A 19,693-nucleotide genomic window follows, 5' to 3' on the forward strand; every position below is an offset into this window, starting at 1 on the left:
GGGTAAAATTCCACCTTTATTTTCAACGGCGAACAGCGATGATTTTCGTGACTGGCGGAGCTGGCTATATCGGCTCGCATACCTGCGTTGAACTTCTCCAATCCGGTCAGGAAGTGGTCGTTTTCGACAACTTTTCCAATAGCCATCGGGAATCGCTGAAACGCGTCGAGGCAATCACTGGCAAGAATATCCACTGTGTCGAGGGCGATATCCGCGACCAGGCGGCCGTGGCTGCTGCTTTGCGACAATTCGATTGCCAGGCGGTAATCCATTTTGCCGGACTGAAAGCGGTCGGCGAATCGGTCGAAAAACCGCTCGAATACTACGACAACAACGTCATCGGCACGCATCGTCTGCTCGGCGCGATGGGCGAATGCGGTGTCAAGACGCTGGTCTTCAGCTCCTCCGCCACCGTCTACGGCGAACCGCAACGCCTGCCACTGACCGAAGATCACCCGCTCTCGGCAACCAATCCTTACGGCCGCACCAAGCTGGTCATCGAAGACATGCTGCGCGACCTATATCGCTCCGATCCAACCTGGCGGATCGGCATCCTGCGCTACTTCAATCCGGTCGGCGCCCACGAAAGCGGCCTGATCGGCGAAGACCCGCAAGGCATCCCGAACAACCTGATGCCCTTCGTCGCCCAGGTGGCCGTCGGCCGGCGCGAGCAATTGAAGGTCTGGGGCAACGACTACCCGACGCCAGACGGTACCGGGGTGCGCGATTACATCCATGTCGTCGACTTGGCTCTCGGCCATCTTAAGGCGCTTGAACGCCTGAACGAAGCACAATGCTTTGAGGTAAACCTTGGCACAGGTACCGGTTATAGCGTGCTTGACGTGGTCAAAGCATTCGAAAAAGCCAGTGGCCGCCCGATACCTTACGAGCTGGCACCGCGCCGGCCTGGCGATGTGGCCTCCTGCTATGCCAATCCAGCCTTCGCTGCCGAACTGCTCAACTGGTGTGCTGAACGGAATATGGATGCCATGTGTGTCGACGCCTGGCGCTGGCAAAGCAAGAATCCAAATGGTTTTCGGTAATTTGGTGGTCCTGTCTATTCACCGACACGCTTCAGTATTCTGCTAAAGATCTGAGGACATGGATTCGTTGCTCTGGCTGAATTAAGAATCTTCTTTGTGTTGAGCTAATGAATCGACGAGTCCTCGAAATATTCCTGGGCATTTTTGCTCAGGTGGGAATTCAGCTCGATAAAGAGTCTCTACTTGATGGTGTGAGGAATAATTGAACGGATATCTGCGTTTGATACGTAGATATCCAGAGATGGGAGAGAATGGAAATGGCAAATAAGATCGCATTGATTACTGGAGTGACGGGGCAAGATGGTGCCTATCTGGCGGAATTTCTTTTAAATAAAAACTACATTGTTCATGGCATAAAAAGGCGTGCATCGTCATTCAATACGGCAAGAGTCGATCACCTTTATCGAGATCCTCACGAGGATGGTGTGCGCTTTTTTCTGCATCACGGCGACCTTACCGACTCAAGCAGCCTGATCAGAATCATCCAGCAGGTGCAGCCAGATGAAATCTACAACTTGGCAGCGCAAAGCCATGTTGCGGTTTCATTTGAAGAGCCTGAATACACAGCCAATTCAGATGCTTTGGGCGCTCTGCGGGTACTGGAGGCAATTCGCATTCTAGGGTTGCAGAAAAAGACACGCTTCTACCAAGCCTCTACTTCGGAGTTATACGGGCTAGTTCAAGAGATTCCGCAGAAGGAAACGACGCCGTTCTATCCGCGTAGCCCTTATGCGGTGGCAAAGCTATACGCCTACTGGATAACGGTGAACTACCGCGAAGCTTACGGGATGTACGCATGCAATGGCATCCTGTTCAATCATGAATCACCTGTACGTGGCGAAAACTTCGTAACTCGTAAAATTACGCGTGCATTGGCACGGATAAAACTGGGTCTTCAGAAGCAGATGTATCTTGGCAATCTGGATGCAAAGCGGGATTGGGGGCACGCCCGCGACTATGTGGAAGTTCAGTGGCTGATGCTGCAACAGGAGAAGCCGGAGGACTTTGTGATTGCAACAGGGGTCCAATACAGCGTGCGAGATTTCGTGAATGCTGCTGCTGCAGAACTGGGCATTAAGGTTCGTTGGGAAGGTTGCGGTGTTGACGAGAGGGGTTATGACGCCGATGGCAATTGCATCGTGTCGGTAGATCCACGTTATTTCCGCCCCACTGAGGTGGAAACACTGTTGGGAGATGCTTCCAGGGCTAGAGAAAAGCTAGGTTGGCAGCCCAAGACTTCTTTTGAGGAACTGGTTAAGGAGATGGTGCGCGAAGATCTCAAGACAGCTGAGCGCGATGAGCTTGTAAAGAGCCATGGCTACTATGCGAACACCTACCATGAGTGATCGCGTGTGACGCTTGGTCGCAATCTAATTGCAGGTTTAGCCAATTCTATCTGGTCAGCACTGGTCGGCTTGACCGTGGTTCCGTTCTATCTCGGATATCTCGGGATTGAAGCCTATGGATTGATCGGTTTCTATGTGACTACTCAGGCACTGCTCCAGTTACTGGACATGGGGATGGCACCCACGATCAATCGAGAGGTCGCACGTTGTTCGGCAAGCGGGGAGATTCAGGAGGCAGGCAAACTGTTGTATACCCTTGCCGTGGTTTATTGGGGTATGGCTGCCGTGATCGCACTATTGATGCTGGTATTTGCCCCGTTGATTTCAGAGTATTGGCTACGATCCAAGCAATTGTCGCCGCAAACTATCTCGCATGCTGTAATGCTGATGGGGGTGGTGGTGGCGTGCCGCTGGCCAATCGGACTCTATCAGGGGGCGCTGATCGGGGCGCAGCGACTGACAATATCAAGCACTATAAATATTACCATGGTGACGATCGGCAGCGTGGGGGCGATAGCGGTGCTTGCCTTTGTTTCGCCCACCATAGAGGCCTTCTTCATCTGGCAGGCTTGCGTAGGTCTCGCCTACGCGGTAACCATGCGGTTCGCTGCTTGGCGTATCGTTGGCAAGTCAGGACACAACCGATTCGATATTGAGAAACTGAAAAGCGTATGGCGTTTTACGGCAGGGATGAGTGGCATTGGATTGACGGCTTTGATATTCACCCAGATGGATAAGGTGATACTGAGCAAAATGCTGGGGCTGGAAGAATTCGGACATTACATGCTGGCCACTGTCGTTGTGAGCGGCCTGTATGTATTCATTACGCCAGTTTACAACGTGATTTACCCGCGCTTCTCGGCGCTTGTGGTAACCGGCGACACTGAAAAACTAGCCGATCTCTATCGTATGGGGACGCGGTTGCTGGTGAGCGCCATCTTCCCGATCGCAATGGTTCTGGCGGTATTTGGGTACGAGTTGGTATTGGTCTGGACTGGTAATCCGGCCATCGCTTCAAGCGTGGCACCGGTCATCGCGCTACTGGCAATAGGCTCGGGTTTGCATGGCGCAATGTACTTTCCATATGCTTTGCAACTGGCATATGGCATGACGCGGTTGCCGCTGACCATCAACATCATGTTAATGATGGTTTTCCTCCCAATGATCATTTATTTCGCGCTTAACTATGGTGCGATCGGAGGTGCGCTGGCGTGGCTGCTATTGCATGTTATTTACATGTTTTTAGGCATGTGGTTGACGCACCATCGATTGCTAAAGGGCATTGGATTCGGGGACGTGCTGCAAGATATCGGGATTCCGTTCATGCTTACGCTACTGATCGGCGTGCTGGGACATTTCACCGTGCATAGCTATCAATATCCGGCTCTCGCGAAATTGATAGGCGGAGGTCTGCTGGCACTGATAGCCATGATCCTTTCTATAGTAGCGTCGAAGCGTCTGCGCACTGCGATTAAGGGCAAGCTGAAATGGAAGAAGGTGGCTGCCATATGAGTCAGCAAAGTTTTAATAGAAGGTAAAAATATGTTTAGAAAACTGATGAATTATCTGCTTGATGTACGCGACCGTCAGCGTATCGCCATTGCTTTGAGCAAAGGCGGTTCAATGATGCACGCGCGCAGCATTGATCTTAAAGTGCCGGCAAGCTGGGAGTTTTCCGGATTCAGCCAGAATGGCGAGGATGGAATCCTAGATGTTTTGCGCAAGAACCTGAAGGAAAGCAACCGCTATTTCATCGAGATTGGCGCCGCGGATGGCATCGAAAATAATTCAGGCTGGTTGCTTGTTGCAGAGAAATACAACGGCATGCTAGTCGAAGGTAGCGCGCACTTGGTGGAGAGAGCAAGACGCACGGTGCTCGGATACAGTATCGGAGCCGAAATCCACAACATGTTCGTCACGAAGGAAAGCGTGCGTGACCTGAAGGTAATGGCGATGCACCACGACCCGGACGTGTTCTCTCTTGATATCGACGGAAACGACTATTACATCGCCCAAGCCATTTTCGATGTCGGCTTCCGCCCGAAGATTTTTGCGGTTGAATATAACTCGGTCTATGGTCCGGAACGAAGCATGACTATCGAATACCAGCCGACATTCGTGTTCACCCAAGCACATCCCACGCATTTGTATTACGGCGTGTCGATCTCGGGCTGGCGGAAATTCTTTGAGCAGCATGGCTATCGATTCGTGACTGTAGACCGCAACGGCGTGAATGGATTCTTTGTGGATCCAGTACATTTCGATATTTCCTTCCTTGATGGGATTAGGGGCCTTAAATTTGCGGAGAACCAATCTCAATACAAGAAATTCCGTACCCCGAGCGAGCTGCAGTTTGAGCTGATCGCCGATCAGAAATTCGTGACTATTTAGGGCGAGAGAAGGTCGGATCCACCTTACGACAAAATGACTTGAACCAAGAAGCGATGACAATTAATGAAACACCAAAGCTGTCCATCTGTATTGCGACCTTTAAAAGGGGGCTATTCATAGGGGAGACGTTGGAGTCCATCCTTGGCCAGATGGCGCCAGGCGTAGAGATCGTCGTTGTGGATGGCGCATCACCGGACGAAACTCCTGAGGTAATGGCGCGATATGCAGCGGCACACCCAGAGATTCGCTACTTCCGGGAATCCGTAAACTCCGGTGTGGATGCAGATTTCGACAAGGCGGTGGGCTATGCGAAAGGTGAGTTCTGCTGGCTCATGACCGACGATGACCTGCTGCGTCCGGGGGCGGTGGCGGCTGTGTTGTCCACAATTGGAGGCGAGGACGACTTAGTCATCGTCAATGCCGAGGTAAGAAGCGCGGATCTTTCAGAGCTGTTCGAGAAACAACGCTTGGTGTTTAATGCGGATAAGATTTATCGCGCGGATGCTCGCGAAGCGTTCTTCGCGGAAACCGCAGCCTACCTTTCATTCATTGGCTGTGTGGTGATCAGGCGAACTTTCTGGCTTGCCAGGGAGCGCATCGCTTATTTCGGTTCCTTGTTCATTCATGTCGGTGTAATCTTCCAGAGCCCTCCGGTGGCCAACGTCAGGGTTGTAGCCGAGCCACAGATCATCATTCGTTATGGCAATGCAATGTGGACATCGCGTAGTTTCGAAGTCTGGATGTTCAAGTGGCCTAGGCTAATATGGTCGTTTCCGGATTTTTCTGAGGCGGCAAAAAGAAAAATCTGCCGACGCGAGCCCTGGCGTAGCGCAAAGGCCTTATTCCATAACCGTGCCCTTGGTGCTTATTCTTCTGCCGTATTCAAACAGTTTTGGCCGGATGATGTTGGCAAGACTGAAAGATTTGTAGCGTATCTGATCAGTGTTTTTCCAGCATCATTGGCGAATCTGGTTATGGTGACATATTTTGCACGCTCGCCTAAGCCGGCCAGGATGGCGTTAGATGATCTATTGTTCAGCCCGAATGCAGGATGGTTGAGCCGCTTATCCTCGCATGTTTTCGATCGAGGTGTTCGTTGAGAGGGATGCCAACTGCACTCATCACAGGGGTAACGGGGCAGGATGGGTTGTACCTAGCGGAACAGTTGCTTGCTAAAGGCTATCGCATCGTCGGCACTGTGCGAGACAACCAGAAAGCCATTAAAGCGCTTCCACCTACGCTGAAGGATGAGGTTGAACTGGTCGTTTGGGATATGCTAAATGCTCGTTGCGTGACTGAAGTGCTGACTAAATATCGGCCGCAAGAGATTTACAACTTTGCCGCATATTCATCCGGTGCGGGAATGTTTGATGATCCCGTTGGTGTAGGCGAAATCAATGGTTTAGCTGTAACTCGCATACTCGAAGCAATTCGTGCGGTGGATGCCAATATTCGATTGTGCCAAGCTTCCAGTCGAGAGGTGTTCGGCGAAGCGATCGAGAGTCCGCAGAGTGAAACGACACTGGTAAACCCCCGTAGTCCTTATGGAGCAGCGAAGCTGTATGCGGATTCGATGATTAGAATTTATCGCCAGCGATATAACCTCTTCGCCTGTTCTGCAATTCTGTTTAATCATGAAAGTCCACGCCGCGGATTGGGGTTCGTCACTAGGAAGATCACGCATGAGGCCGCGAAGATAAAGTTGGGGCTGTCAAAGGAGTTGCGCCTCGGCAATCTGGATGCGCTAAGAGATTGGGGTTTTGCTGGTGATTATGTGCGTGGGATGTGGTTGATGCTGCAACAGGAACATGCAGATGATTATGTCTTGGCGACAGGGCAAGTGCACTCCGTGCGCGAATTATGTGAATTCGCCTTCAGCCATTTGAGTATGGACTATCGAGATTATGTGCGTGATGGTGAGTCATTCTTTCGCCCAGCCGAAACGGCGTTGTTGGTTGGCGACATATCTAAAGCACGTGCCAAGTTGCAATGGCGCCCGGAAATTGGATTCAAGGAACTGGTGCAGATGATGGTGGATGCAGATTTGCGTAGCCTGAGTGCAAAGAGTTAACAAAGGAACGAGGCAAAGATGATGTACAAGAAAATCGAGAAATGCAGAATCTGCGGCAATACGTATCTGGAACGTGTGCTGGACTTGGGCGAGCAGATGCTGACCGGTGTCTTTCCGCGCGAGAAGGGGGCGAAAGTCACGACTGGCCCGCTGCGCCTAGTGAAGTGCACCGGTAACGACGATGCCTGTGGCCTGCTACAGATGGAGCACTCTTACGATCTAGGTGAGATGTATGGTGAAAACTACGGTTACCGTTCTGGTCTGAACGCCAGTATGGTCGCGCACCTCAATAAAAAGGTGATGCGCATTCTGGGGCTTGTGAAATTGCAGATGGGCGACCTCGTTATCGATATCGGTAGCAACGACAGCACCACGCTGCAGGCGTATCCCGAAATCGGCCCGGTGTTGGTAGGGGTCGATCCGACCGGCATCAAATTCCACAGTTACTATCCGTCGCACATTCAGTTGATCCCGGATTTTTTCTCGGCAAGCTTGGTGCAACAGCGTTTCCCCGAACAGAAGGCAAAAGTCGTAACTTCGTTCTCTATGTTCTACGACTTGGAAGACCCGATGGGTTTCATGCGTCAGGTGTTCGAAGTGCTCGCTGATGACGGCATCTGGGTGTTTGAGCAGAGCTATATGCCTACCATGCTGGACACGAATTCGTATGACACGGTGTGCCACGAACATCTCGAGTTTTACGCGTTGCGCCAGATAAAGTGGATGGCTGACCGTGTCGGCTTCCGTATTGTTGATGTCGAATTTAACGACATCAACGGTGGTAGCTTCTCCGTGACAGTGGCGAAATCGCATGGTGACACGTCGACTGAGCCTGCAGTACAAAAGATACTGGACGATGAGTGTGCAAGAGGGCTGGATACATTGAAGCCCTATCAAGCGTTCGCGGAACGAGTTGTGCGGACAAAATGCGACCTGCGCGCGTTTATTGGGAAGGCACATGCGGAGGGGAAGACCGTGGCGGTCTTGGGGGCATCGACCAAGGGTAATGTGCTACTGCAGTACTGCGGCCTCACCACCAGGGAGGTCGACTGTGTGGGTGAAGTCAATTCGGAGAAATTCGGCTCCTACACGCCGGGAACCTGGATACCCATCATCGAAGAACAGGAACTGCTCGCAAAGAAGCCGGATTACATGATTGTGCTACCGTGGCATTTCCGGAAATTCTTTATCTCGAATAAAAAGCTCTCTGGCATGAAACTGGTTTTCCCGTTGCCTGAAGTCGAGGTTGTGACGATCAATTAGCAACGGTTTACTGATAATGAACGAAAAAGCTGCGTTGAAAAAAGCTCGCGTAATCGCCTTCTATTTGCCGCAATTTCACCCCATCCCGGAAAATGACGAATGGTGGGGAAGGGGCTTCACGGAGTGGACCAATGTAGTTAGGGCTCGGCCGCTGTTCAAGGGGCATGAGCAGCCACATCTTCCCGCTGATCTGGGTTTTTACGACCTGCGTTTACCCGAGCTTCGTGTTGCTCAGGCCGAGATGGCTGCGGCTTATGGTGTTGAGGGTTTCTGCTACTGGCATTACTGGTTTGGTGGCCGTCGCTTGCTGGAAAGACCGCTGGCCGAAGTTCTTGCTTCGGGACAGCCGGATTTTCCGTTTTGTCTTGGCTGGGCCAATGAGTCATGGACCGGTGTCTGGAATAACGAACCGCGCCGTATGCTCATGGAGCAAACATATCCTGGGGCAGAAGATGACCGGGCGCATTTCGATTATCTGTTGAGCGCGTTTGCCGACCGCCGCTACATCACCGTGGACGGCAAACCACTGTTGTTCATCTATAAACCCCTAAAGCTGCCTGATGCTAAGCGGCGCCTTGATCGCTGGCGCGAGTGGGCGCTTCAGGCAGGTTTAAAGGGGTTGTACATCCTCGGCAACAACCTGTTGGATTTTGAGGACGCTGCTGCTCTTGGTTTGGATGGTGCTGTGGTTACGACCTTGGGCGTTATCACAACGAAAAACGCAGTGATGAACAAGGCGAAATGGCTGTACTGGGGGGTCAGCAAGAAACTAGACCTTGGCGGTCCTCGCACCGTCGAATATAAGGAAGCGATTGAGCACCTAATCCCGGATTTGACAAAGTTCTGTTTCGATGCCTACCCTTGCGCGTATCCCAATTGGGACCACACGCCGCGTTCCGGGCGCAAGGGACTTGTGTTGACTGAGTCTACGCCTGAGTTATTTGAAAAGCATATGCGCGATGCGGTCGCTGCGGTCAGCGATCGCGATGACGAGCACCGCATTGTCTTTCTTAAGTCTTGGAACGAATGGGCCGAGGGCAACTATATGGAGCCTGACACGCGCTGGGGTCATGCCTATCTGGAAGCGCTGCACCGAGCCCTTCTGGGTTAGACGACGCTCTCAAATATGATGGGTCCAGGAAAGCTGATTGTTCATGCAGTAAACGTCCACCAGGGTGGCGGTAAATCCCTGCTCTGGTCGATCATCCGTGCTATGGCCGGATCAAACCTGGCCGTCTATTTGCTCGATAGCCGCATGACTTTACCCGAGGATGTACCGGAAAGCGCGGCAATAAAAAGGGTGGAGCCGTCGATCTTGCAACGAATGAGCGCCGAAGGATGGCTGGCCCGAAACGCCAAGCCTGAAGATACCGTTTTGTGCTTCGGCAACCTGCCACCATTGTTCAGGCTGCGTGCACGTACAGTGGTCTTTGTGCAGAACCGCTATCTTATTGACGATGTTGGTTTAGATGGTTTTCCGATATGGGTGAGATTGCGTCTGTCTATCGAGCGACTGTGGCTATCTTTAATGATGGCGCACGTCGATGACTTCGTTGTGCAGACTCCGACGATGAAGAGACTTGTGACAAGGAAGTCTGGTGGCAGGATTCCTGTGCGTGTCTTGCCGTTTATGGCCGAACCCAATGGTTACGCGCGCTCCGCCGTAAAGCCGCTCTCGCGCAGTGACAAGGAACATGAATTCGTCTATGTCGCCACCGGCGAACCCCACAAGAACCACCGGCGTTTGCTTGAGGCTTGGTGTCTGTTAGCCGAAGACGGACTTTTTCCCTCGCTGTGCCTGACATTGGATGCGACTCGTTTTGCCTCCTTGTGCGACGACATCGAGACTTTGAGGCAATACCATCGGATTAAAGTCGCCAACGTCGGCGAACTGACTCACATGGATGCGTTGGCTCTCTTCCGGAAAGCAAACGCTGCTATTTTTCCATCGACCTTCGAATCGTTCGGGTTGCCGCTGCTCGAAGCGCGGCAGGCTGAATTGCCTGTGCTGGCATCGGAAATGGACTATGTGCGCGATGTTCTTGATCCGGAGCAGACCTTTGATCCTGATTCAGCGCTTTCCATCGCCAGGGCAGTGAAGCGATTCATGGGTAACGAAGAACCCGCATTGCCGTTGCTGGATGCCAAGGGCTTCCTCGAACGACTCTCAGAACAATGTGAGTGGGAATTTTGAAATTCAATGATATCGAATTGGTCAATGTCCTGATCGTATTTGGACTTGGCTTGGTGCTGTTGCGCAAGAGGGATGTCGTCACGCTGTTGTTTGTGCTGTTCGTATGTGGCACGTTCCATTTCAGTTTTGCCGTGATGGCGCTGACGACTAACGACGCCAGCCGCTTGCTGATTGACCTGCATAACGAGGGCGGTGGTCTGCTGGCGCGGCTCTCAACTTTGATTCTGCTGGTTATCGTGTTCAGCTTGCTGGGTCGGCACGCTTACGAGACGTATGTTTCCGGTCGCGCGGGAGAGAAGAAGGATATTGTGTTCGCGTTGCTTGTGATGGGGATGCTGTTATTGGGATATCTGCTCAACTACAGAACTGGTGACTTGTTGCAACTGAAGAATATCGTCTCGATCGAGACCATGTTCGTGCTCGTTATGCTGGGCTATCTTGCTACGGCAGCAGGTGTGCCTTCTTTGCAACCAGGAAAGGTCTATGCGTGGGGACTGGTCGGGCTGCTCATACTAGGTATCATAGACGGCATCGCCTTGTATGAGGTGCTTACACGGCATGCGTGGGCGTCTTTTTTGGAGAGTTCCGGGGCAATTGTGTATCGCGCCGCTTCTGTCTTGTTCAATCCGAACCTGTATGCATTTTGGGCCTCGCTGGTGTATCTAGGCTGTGCCTATGGCATGCAGGCGTATAAGCAATATCAATGGATGTTCCTGCTGGGTATGGTGCTGGTCGCGACTGCGATATACCTTTCCGGATCGAGAAGCGCGGGGTATTTGCTGATGGCCCTGCTATTCCTGCCACCGGCGCTAATTAGGAAGCGCTTGCAGTGGCTGCCCCTACTGGTTCTACTACTGACTATGCTGTCAATCTATTCTGGAGTCGCATGTCTGGGCTATGCAAGTTGGCAGGAGATCACCCTGTTGGGCGAGAGGTTCGTCGCTGCTCCTATCCATTTGGTCAACTACATATTTCAATACATCGGCATCCCGGCGGAGATCGTGGTGTTGAAGGAGATCGCGGTGTCGATCGAAGGACGTTTTGTCGGCGAGTACAGCGACGCGGGCTGGTTGGTTCTGTATCAGGATGTCGGATGGACCGGACTGGGCGCAGTGATCTTGGGGGGCGGTCTGCTGGTCGTACGTGGGATTGGCGCGTATTTGGCACATCCATCTCCCGCTAGCGTCTACGCACTAGTCTTGTTGCTCTATTGTTTGATTACTGGTTTTGTCACGCGGCTCCAGATCTTCCCGGTCTGGCTGTTCATCGGGCTGGCACTCATCATCTGCATGGGGTATTGGCGAGAACTGTTGATCGCTCCGGACAAGGCGGTGAGCTAGCATGCGTGTTCTGATCTTCAGCCAATACTTCTGGCCAGAAAGCTTCCGGATCAACGAGGTAACCAGATCCTTATTGGATAAAGGCATCAGGGTTGATGTGCTGACAGGAAAACCGAACTATCCTCGCGGGACTATCTTCGATGGCTACCGCGCTGCGGGATGCCAACAGGAGACTTGGCAGGGTGTCGAAATAAACCGTATCCCCTTGCTGCCAAGGAACCGCGGCGGCATGCACCTGATGCTGAATTACCTGTCCTTCATCTTCTCCGGTTTGTTGTTCGGGCCTTGGGTGCTGCGCAGGAAGCGTTTTGATGTGATCTTTGTCTATGCGCCCTCCCCAATACTACAAGCCATCCCGGCTATTTTTCTCGGCTGGCTGCTGGGGTGCCGCGTTGTGTTGTGGGTACAGGATCTTTGGCCAGAGAGCCTCTCTGCAACGGGCTACGTGCGCAACCGCTGGGCGCTTAAAGTGGTCGAATGGGTTGTGCGCTTTATCTACCGACACTCCGACCTGCTTCTTGTGCAATCACGCGCGTTCGTTGCTCCGGTCCGTGCGCTGGCTGCGGATACACCCATTGAGTACTACCCGAACTCGGTGGATGACAGTTTTGCTCTTCCAGCCAAAGGTGAGCTTCCTGTGGTGGACGGCCTGGACGAAGGATTCTCTGTTATGTTCGCCGGCAACATCGGCACTGCGCAGGCGGTGGAGGTGATAGTGGAGGCGGCCCGCTTGCTCAAAGAGCAGTCTGATATCCACTTTGTAGTTCTGGGTGAAGGCAGCCGCTGGCAATGGATGCACCAGCAAGCGCTAAAGCTTGGCTTGAACAATCTGCATCTGCCAGGCCGCTTCCCGGTTGAAACCATGCCCGGGTTTTTGCAGAAAGCCTCCGCACTGTTAGTGACATTGGCTGACCAGGAGATATTCAAAGCGACTATCCCCAGCAAGGTGCAGGCATATCTGGCGGCGGGACGCCCTATCCTAGCGTGTCTCAATGGTGAAGGGGCGAATCTAGTTAGCGCAGCCGAGGCAGGACTGGCAGTGCCGGCTGAAGATGCAAAGGCATTGGCAGCCGCGGTAATGGAACTCTACCGTATGCCGCCGCAGGCACGGGAAGCGATGGGTGCGCGCGGTCGTTTATACTACACGCAGCATTTTGCGCATGAAATGCTGGTCGACCAGTTGACAATGCACCTCCTGTCATTGTGCGACCATAAAATGAGAGCCAAATGAGAGTATTAGTATTGGGGGCCAGCGGCATGCTCGGTAACGCGATGATTCGTGTGCTGAGCGAAATGACGGACTGGCAGGTGCATGGCACGGTCCGTTCGGAAAGCGCGAAGCGGGCCTTCCAGCCTGATATCGCGAGGTATTTGATCGCAGGTGTGGATGCAGAGCAGCAGGATTCGTTGTTGCAGACCTTTATTCAGGTACGCCCCGAAGTCGTGATCAATTGCGTCGGATTGATCAAACAATTGGCGGATGCGGACGATCCTTTGCAAGCCATTCCCATCAACGCGTTGCTGCCGCACCGGCTGGCCCGGATGTGCGAACTGTCCGGCGCGCGTTTGGTGCACATGAGTACCGATTGTGTCTTTTCAGGCGACAAGGGAAGTTATCTCGAGTCCGACCCGTCGGATGCGAAAGACCTGTATGGGCGTTCCAAATACTTGGGTGAAGTTGCCTATCCACATTCCGTTACTCTGCGCACTTCCATTATTGGGCATGAGTTGCAGAGTGCTCACGGTTTGGTTGGCTGGTTCCTAGCGCAGAATGGGAGCTGCAATGGCTATACAAAGGCGATCTTTTCGGGTTTGCCCACTGTCGTGTTAGCGCAGATCGTACGCGATTTGGTAATACCGAACGCTGCTTTGTCCGGCGTGTATCATGTCTCCGCAAAACCTATATCGAAGTACGACTTGCTTAAGCTGATTGCTGCGGTATACCGCAAGACGATAGAGATTTCACCGAGTGAGCAGGTGGTGATCGACCGTTCGCTCGATGCAACGCGCTTCCGTGAAGCGACAGGTTATGTTGCACCGGAATGGTCAGAACTAATAGAAACAATGCGCACCTATAATTAATGGTTAGGCGCTCCCGATTGATTTGTAATCGACCGATTTCACGAGATTAGTAGTGGTATTGAATTGTTACGTTCTTTTTTGCGGGTTCTGGCTTTGGCTGCTGGCTTGAGTGAAGCCTGAGTGATGGCAAACCGGAGAATTGTTCTTTCAGCACGTGGCGATAACAATCACTGTAAATCACCATCTCTTTGTAGAAGTGCTTGATTCACAGGGGGGCTCCTCTGGGCCAATTCTGGCTGATCGGATTTCCGACCCTAGGGGTCATTTAGGGACGATTAATTAGACAAGTTCGGATTTTCATGTTCAAAGATAAAGTATTGATGATCTCTGGTGGTACGGGGTCTTTCGGGAACACCGTACTCAAGCGTTTTCTCTCCACCGAGGTGCGCGAGATACGGATCTTCAGTCGCGATGAGAAAAAGCAGGAAGACATGCGCATCGCCTTGGCTGACGACAAGGTAAAGTTCTACATCGGCGATGTCCGAGACTACGATAGCGTGGCTCAGGCAGTCACCGGGGTAGATTACGTGTTTCACGCGGCCGCCCTTAAGCAGGTGCCGTCATGCGAGTTTTATCCGATGGAAGCGGTTCGAACAAATGTCCTCGGTACTGAGAACGTGCTCAACGCGGCTATTGCACGTGGTGTCAGTCGGGTGGTGGTGCTGAGTACCGATAAGGCGGTCTATCCGATCAACGCGATGGGTATATCCAAGGCCATGGCTGAGAAGTTGATGGTCGCCAAGTCACGAACTGTTCCCGCGGGAGGCACTGTGTTATGTGCAACCCGCTACGGCAACGTCATGGCCTCGCGGGGTTCGGTGATTCCACTATTTGTCGATCAGCTGCGTTCTGGCGAGCCTTTGACGGTAACCGATCCGGAGATGACACGTTTTTTGATGTCGTTGGAGGATTCTGTCGATCTTGTGCTGTACGCATTCGAGCATGCTGAGCAGGGTGATCTATTTATCCAGAAGGCGCCAGCATCGACGGTGGGTGACCTGGCTCAAGCATTGAAGGAAATGCTGGGCAAGGACAGCCCAGTAAGAGTTATCGGCACCCGACATGGCGAGAAGCTTTACGAATCGCTGGTTTCGCGCGAGGAAATGGCCAAGGCGGAGGATATGGGACGCTACTACCGTATTCCGGCCGATAATCGCGACCTCAACTACAAGAAATACTTCGTCGAGGGTGAGCGGCGAATCAACGAGCTCGATGACTACACCTCGCACAATACCTTCCGACTCGATGTGGCCGGAATCAAGGAACTGCTGCTGAAACTCGACTACATCCAAGAGGTGCTGCGTGCTTAAAGTGATGACGCTAGTCGGCACCAGGCCCGAACTGATCAAGATGAGCCGGGTGATCGCAGAACTCGACCGCCAGGTCGACCACGTTCTAGTGCACTCGGGGCAGAACTATGATTACGAACTGAATCAGGTGTTTTTCGAAGACCTTGATATCCGCAAGCCTGACCATTTTCTTGGGGCGGCTGGCGAAACAGTGGCTCAGACGATTGCTGAAATTATCGCCAAGGTCGACTTGGTATTCGAAAGCGAAAAGCCCGATGCTCTGATGCTCTATGGCGACACGAATACCTGCTTGGCAGTAATCCCCGCCAAGCGGCGCAAGATTCCAGTGTTCCACATGGAAGCCGGTAATCGCTGCTTTGATCAACGGGTTCCGGAGGAACTGAACCGGAAGGTGCTGGACCATCTGAGCGACATTAATATGGTCTTGACGGAGCATGCACGTCGCTATTTGATTGCGGAAGGCATCCGCCCAGAAACGATCGTCAAGACTGGTTCTCACATGCGCGAAGTGCTTGATCACTACATGCCCGATATCGAGCGCTCGGACATCCTGGCGCGCATGGGCCTAGAATCGAATCGATTCTTCATCGTCAGTGCCCATCGGGAAGAAAACGTCGATACCCCGCAAAATCTTCTCGACATGATCAAGACGCTGAATGCGTTAGCGGAAACGTACGACTGTCCGGTCATCGTTTCTACCCACCCGCGTACCCGGAAGCGTCTGGATGTGCTGGAGTTGGGTCAACTCAACCCCCATATCCAATTTCTAAAGCCGTTCGGGTTCTGTGACTACATCAAGCTGCAAATGGAAGCGCTGTGTGTCGTGTCTGACAGCGGCACGATCACCGAAGAGAGTTCCTTGCTGAATCTGCCGGCAATTACCATTCGCAACGCCCACGAACGTCCAGAAGGGATGGATGTCGGTACCCTGATCATGAGTGGCCTGAATGAGGAGCGGGTGCTTGATGCGGTGCAGGTGATCATTTCTCAGCACGACAAGGCGGCGCGGGTGATGCGGCCGGTGCAGGATTACGAGGCAGGCCCGGTTTCCAAGCAGATTCTTCGTGTTGTCATGAGTTACGTCGATTATGTAAATCGTACTGTTTGGTCAAAGCCGGTCTGACCGGCTTGATCGACGCACGTCCGGCTTGGCTGGATTGGCGGATAGGAAGGGGATGGATATTGGGGGAAAAGTGCATCTAGTCTCCGGGGGAACAGGCTTTATCGGGCGACGACTCGTGCAGAGCCTGAATGCCGATGGTGTCACTACTCGCGTTTTGAGCCGGTCGGGAGCGCGCGCTCAGAACAGCGTTGTGGCTGATCTGGTTGATAGGCAAGCCTTGGCGGTCGCTTGTGCCGGGGCCGACACGATTTTTCACTGCGCCGGCTATGCGCATGCATTTTCTTCCTTATCTGGTGACGATACGGAAATGCATTGGCGTGTCAATTTCGAGGGCACGCGCAACCTGGTCGAGGTTGCAGGGCAGGCTGGTGTAAAGCGCTTTGTCTTTCTGTCCAGCGTCAAGGCCATGTCCGAGCCCGGCAACAAGTGTGTCGACGAGGATTTCCCAGGGGAGCCGGAAACAGCCTACGGGCAATCCAAGCGTGCGGCGGAAGCAGCTGTTCTGGCAGCCGGCCTGCGCTTTGGCATGCAGGTGGTTAATCTCCGTCTGGCTATGGTTTATGGCCCCGGCGGGCGGGGAAATCTTGAGCGCATGGGGCGTCTGGTCGGGCGAGGAGTTTTTCCGCCCTTGCCGGAAACGGGCAATCATCGCTCGCTGGTGCATGTGGATGATGTTGTGTCGGCGATGCGGCAGGTTGCCACCGACGTACGGGCTGTTGGGAAAACCTATATCGTTGCTCATCACCTGGCACCCTCGGGGCGCGGCCTGTATGATGCTTTGCGGACTGCAAATGGGTTGCCACCATGCCGGTGGTCGGTTCCTGTTCAGCTCTGGCACCTGGCGGCAAGCTTTGGGGATGGTTTGGAATCTCTGTTGCGGCGCCGTCTTCCGCTGGATCGTGAGGTAGTCGGGCGTCTGCTTGGCTCGGCCTGGTATTCGCCAGCGCGCATCGAACAGGAATTGAACTGGTCGGCCAGGGTATCCCTGACCGACGGTTTGGCTGGAATGTTCAAACAATGAAACGTCTTTTTGATTTGTCTCTTTCGTTGCTTGCCGCCGTACCGTTGGCCGTTCCACTAGTGTTAGTGGCCATTCTGGTCAAGCTGACGTCGCCTGGGCCGGCGCTTTATTGGTCTGATCGTGTCGGGCGCCGCAACCAGATCTTCCGTATGCCGAAATTTCGCAGCATGCGCGTGGGGACACCCGCGGTGGCGACCCATTTACTCAGCGATCCGAAGGCCTGCCTAACTCCGATCGGTTCGTTCCTGCGCAAGTCAAGTTTGGATGAACTGCCGCAGTTGTGGAGCATTCTGGTCGGAGACATGAGCTTTGTCGGGCCGCGGCCGGCGTTGTTCAATCAGGAGGACCTGATCGCGCTACGTACGGAAAAAGGCGTACATGAACTGCTCCCGGGTTTGACCGGCTGGGCCCAAGTCAATGGGCGGGATGAACTGCCGATTCCGCAGAAGGTCGCGCTCGATGTTGAATATCAGCGCGCCCGATCATTGTGGTTTGATATTCGCATTCTGTGGATGACGTTTATCAAGGTGCTGCGGCGCGATGGAGTGACCCATTAATGCTGTCTGCGTAGTCGGCTGTTCGGCATGGTGTGCGGAGCAGTTACAATAGTGGGCTGAATTCAGGATATGTGTGACTGGATTCGCGCCTGCAACCAACCGATACAAATGACCAAAGCCTTCCTATCTTTTTTTGTCTTTATATTTGATCTCTCCGCATTCTTATTCGCTTGGGGAGGGGGCTTTCTGCTGCGTTTCAATTTCGACGTGCCGGCCAATTTTGTTTCGGTATTGACTTGGGGGCTGGTGTTTCTGTTGCCGGCTCATGCCGTGGCTTGTCGCGTTGCCGGTCTGTATCGCGGAATCTGGATGTTTGCCAGCTTGCCGGATCTCAAACGCGTGCTGAGCGCTGTCTGGCTGTCCACCATTGCCCTCCTGATTTTCTTTGTGCTGTATCGCCACGAACAGCAGGTCGTGCCGCGTTCCTTGCTGGTGCTCTATCCGTTGTTGATGGTTGTCTACATGGGGGGCGGTCGTGCTGCCTACCGGATGTGGAAAGAGCATCGCCTGTATGGTGGCCTGATCGCCCAAGGTAAGCCGGTAGTCATTGTCGGGGCGGGGCGGGGCGGGGTCACCCTGGTGCGTGAACTGGAGCGCAGCGCCGACTGGCGGGTGGTCTGTCTGGTCGATGACGACCGCGATAAATGGGGCAGGGAGCTTTCCGGGCATCCGGTAGTGGGCGGCATTGACGCTTTGCCAGAGGTGCTGGCCTCCGAGAAAGCCTCTCACGTGATTTTGGCTATGCCCTCAGCTGCCACAGAAGCATGTCGACGGGCAACCGATCTGGCGGTGGAGGCGGGAGCGCATGTCTTCACGGTGCCGGGACTGGGGGACGTGATGGCGGGAAGGGTCGCCATTTCATCGATTCGTCCGGTGGCGATCGAGGATTTGCTGGGCCGCGAGCCGGTTTGGATCGACTCGGAACATGTTGCTGCCATGGTCTCAGACAAGACCATCCTGGTGACCGGGGCAGGTGGCTCGATTGGCAGCGAGCTATGCCGGCAACTGGCGCGTTTCGGGCCGACACAGCTGGTTCTTTTTGAGCAGAGCGAATTTGCACTGTATACGCTGGAACAGTGGTTTTCGGCCCATTTGCCGGACATCAACCTGGTGCCGCTGGCCGGCGATGTTAAGGATGCGGCTCGCTTGGATGAGGTTTTTGCCGCCTACCAGCCGCAAGTGGTATTTCACGCCGCAGCCTACAAGCATGTACCGTTGATGGAGGTGGGCAATGCCTGGCAGGCTGTACGCAACAACGTCATGGGCACCTTGCGGGTGGCAGAATGTGCCAGCCGCTTCGGCGCCGAACGCTTTGTGCTAATTTCGACTGACAAGGCGGTGAATCCGACCAACGTGATGGGCACTACCAAGCGTCTGGCCGAAATGGTTTGCGAGGCATTGCATCGTCAGGGCGGTGGCACAAAGTTTGGCATGGTGCGCTTCGGCAATGTGCTGGGCAGCACTGGTAGCGTGATTCCCAAGTTTCAGGAACAGATTGCTCGAGGGGGGCCGGTGACGGTCACCCATCCGGAAATTACTCGTTATTTCATGTCAATCCCAGAAGCCGCACAACTGGTACTGCAGGCGGCAGCGATGGGTCAGGGTGGCGAGATATTCGTTCTCGACATGGGTGATCCGGTCAAGATCGTCGATTTGGCGAGCAAGATGATTCACTTGTGCGGTTATACAGATAACGAGATACGTATCGAGTTTTCCGGCTTGCGTCCCGGCGAAAAGCTCTATGAAGAATTGCTGGCCGATGCCGAACAGACTCAGCCGACGCCGCATCCCAAGCTGCGCATTGCCCGGGCGCGGCCGGTTGACGACGAATTCCTGATGAACTTGCAGCCCTGGCTCGCCGAAACCAGCCAGAGCGATGCGCTGGTGCGTCAGGCGCTACAGCAATGGGTCCCGGAATACACCCCGGCCGCCTTCAATCCCTCTTGACTATC

Annotated in this window: 17 protein-coding genes; all 17 read left to right on the forward strand. The window is 53.7% G+C overall.

The features are described from left to right. The first annotated feature begins 38 nt into the window (after positions 1–38). Complete coding sequence (gene galE, locus AC07TV_RS20305) at positions 39–1,043, forward strand: UDP-glucose 4-epimerase GalE (RefSeq protein WP_494650191.1); 1,005 nt, start codon at positions 39–41, stop codon at positions 1,041–1,043. 251 nt (positions 1,044–1,294) lie between these two features. After that, on the forward strand, positions 1,295–2,389 hold the full coding sequence (gene gmd, locus AC07TV_RS20310) for a GDP-mannose 4,6-dehydratase (RefSeq protein ID WP_494650192.1): 1,095 nt from the start codon (positions 1,295–1,297) through the stop codon (positions 2,387–2,389). Positions 2,390–2,395: 6 nt separating this feature from the next. Further along, positions 2,396–3,901: a lipopolysaccharide biosynthesis protein gene (locus AC07TV_RS20315; RefSeq protein WP_494650193.1), complete on the forward strand. Its 1,506-nt coding sequence runs from the start codon at positions 2,396–2,398 to the stop codon at positions 3,899–3,901. Positions 3,902–3,946: 45 nt separating this feature from the next. Beyond that, complete coding sequence (locus AC07TV_RS20320; RefSeq protein ID WP_494650194.1) at positions 3,947–4,780, forward strand: hypothetical protein; 834 nt, start codon at positions 3,947–3,949, stop codon at positions 4,778–4,780. Positions 4,781–4,818: 38 nt separating this feature from the next. Next, on the forward strand, positions 4,819–5,880 hold the full coding sequence (locus tag AC07TV_RS20325; protein WP_494650195.1) for a glycosyltransferase family 2 protein: 1,062 nt from the start codon (positions 4,819–4,821) through the stop codon (positions 5,878–5,880). 5 nt (positions 5,881–5,885) lie between these two features. Further along, entirely contained in the window at positions 5,886–6,851 is a 966-nt protein-coding gene (locus AC07TV_RS20330; protein WP_494650196.1) for a GDP-mannose 4,6-dehydratase, read from the forward strand. A gap of 18 nt (positions 6,852–6,869) precedes the next feature. Continuing rightward, complete coding sequence (locus tag AC07TV_RS20335) at positions 6,870–8,114, forward strand: class I SAM-dependent methyltransferase (RefSeq protein ID WP_494650197.1); 1,245 nt, start codon at positions 6,870–6,872, stop codon at positions 8,112–8,114. Between the two features lie 16 nt (positions 8,115–8,130). After that, on the forward strand, positions 8,131–9,225 hold the full coding sequence (locus AC07TV_RS20340; protein WP_494650198.1) for a glycosyltransferase WbsX family protein: 1,095 nt from the start codon (positions 8,131–8,133) through the stop codon (positions 9,223–9,225). A 15-nt stretch (positions 9,226–9,240) separates the two neighbouring features. Then, positions 9,241–10,308 (forward strand): glycosyltransferase, encoded by a 1,068-nt coding sequence (locus AC07TV_RS20345; RefSeq protein WP_494650199.1) that lies wholly within the window; start codon positions 9,241–9,243, stop codon positions 10,306–10,308. Further along, positions 10,296–11,648 carry a hypothetical protein gene (locus tag AC07TV_RS20350; RefSeq protein WP_494650200.1) on the forward strand — a complete coding sequence of 451 codons (1,353 nt, stop codon included), beginning with the start codon at positions 10,296–10,298 and terminating at the stop codon, positions 11,646–11,648. Before AC07TV_RS20345 ends, AC07TV_RS20350 begins: the two co-directional genes overlap by 13 nt. A 1-nt stretch (position 11,649) precedes the next feature. After that, positions 11,650–12,879, forward strand: coding sequence for a glycosyltransferase family 4 protein (locus tag AC07TV_RS20355; protein WP_494650201.1), 1,230 nt, complete (start codon positions 11,650–11,652; stop codon positions 12,877–12,879). Next, positions 12,876–13,730 carry a dTDP-4-dehydrorhamnose reductase family protein gene (locus tag AC07TV_RS20360; RefSeq protein ID WP_494650202.1) on the forward strand — a complete coding sequence of 285 codons (855 nt, stop codon included), beginning with the start codon at positions 12,876–12,878 and terminating at the stop codon, positions 13,728–13,730. The genes AC07TV_RS20355 and AC07TV_RS20360 overlap by 4 nt, the downstream gene beginning before the upstream one ends. A 299-nt stretch (positions 13,731–14,029) precedes the next feature. Then, positions 14,030–15,040, forward strand: a complete 1,011-nt coding sequence (locus tag AC07TV_RS20365) for a polysaccharide biosynthesis protein (RefSeq protein WP_494650203.1) — start codon at positions 14,030–14,032, stop codon at positions 15,038–15,040. After that, positions 15,033–16,163, forward strand: coding sequence for a non-hydrolyzing UDP-N-acetylglucosamine 2-epimerase (gene wecB / locus AC07TV_RS20370; protein ID WP_494650204.1), 1,131 nt, complete (start codon positions 15,033–15,035; stop codon positions 16,161–16,163). Before AC07TV_RS20365 ends, wecB begins: the two co-directional genes overlap by 8 nt. Positions 16,164–16,215: 52 nt before the next feature. Next, entirely contained in the window at positions 16,216–17,184 is a 969-nt protein-coding gene (locus AC07TV_RS20375) for an NAD-dependent epimerase/dehydratase family protein (RefSeq protein ID WP_494650205.1), read from the forward strand. After that, on the forward strand, positions 17,181–17,741 hold the full coding sequence (locus AC07TV_RS20380; RefSeq protein WP_494650206.1) for a sugar transferase: 561 nt from the start codon (positions 17,181–17,183) through the stop codon (positions 17,739–17,741). The genes AC07TV_RS20375 and AC07TV_RS20380 overlap by 4 nt, the downstream gene beginning before the upstream one ends. Positions 17,742–17,849: 108 nt before the next feature. After that, complete coding sequence (locus AC07TV_RS20385; protein ID WP_494650207.1) at positions 17,850–19,688, forward strand: polysaccharide biosynthesis protein; 1,839 nt, start codon at positions 17,850–17,852, stop codon at positions 19,686–19,688. Positions 19,689–19,693: the final 5 nt, after the last annotated feature.

Source organism: Azonexus sp. GW821-FHT04F04 (genome assembly GCF_059420025.1).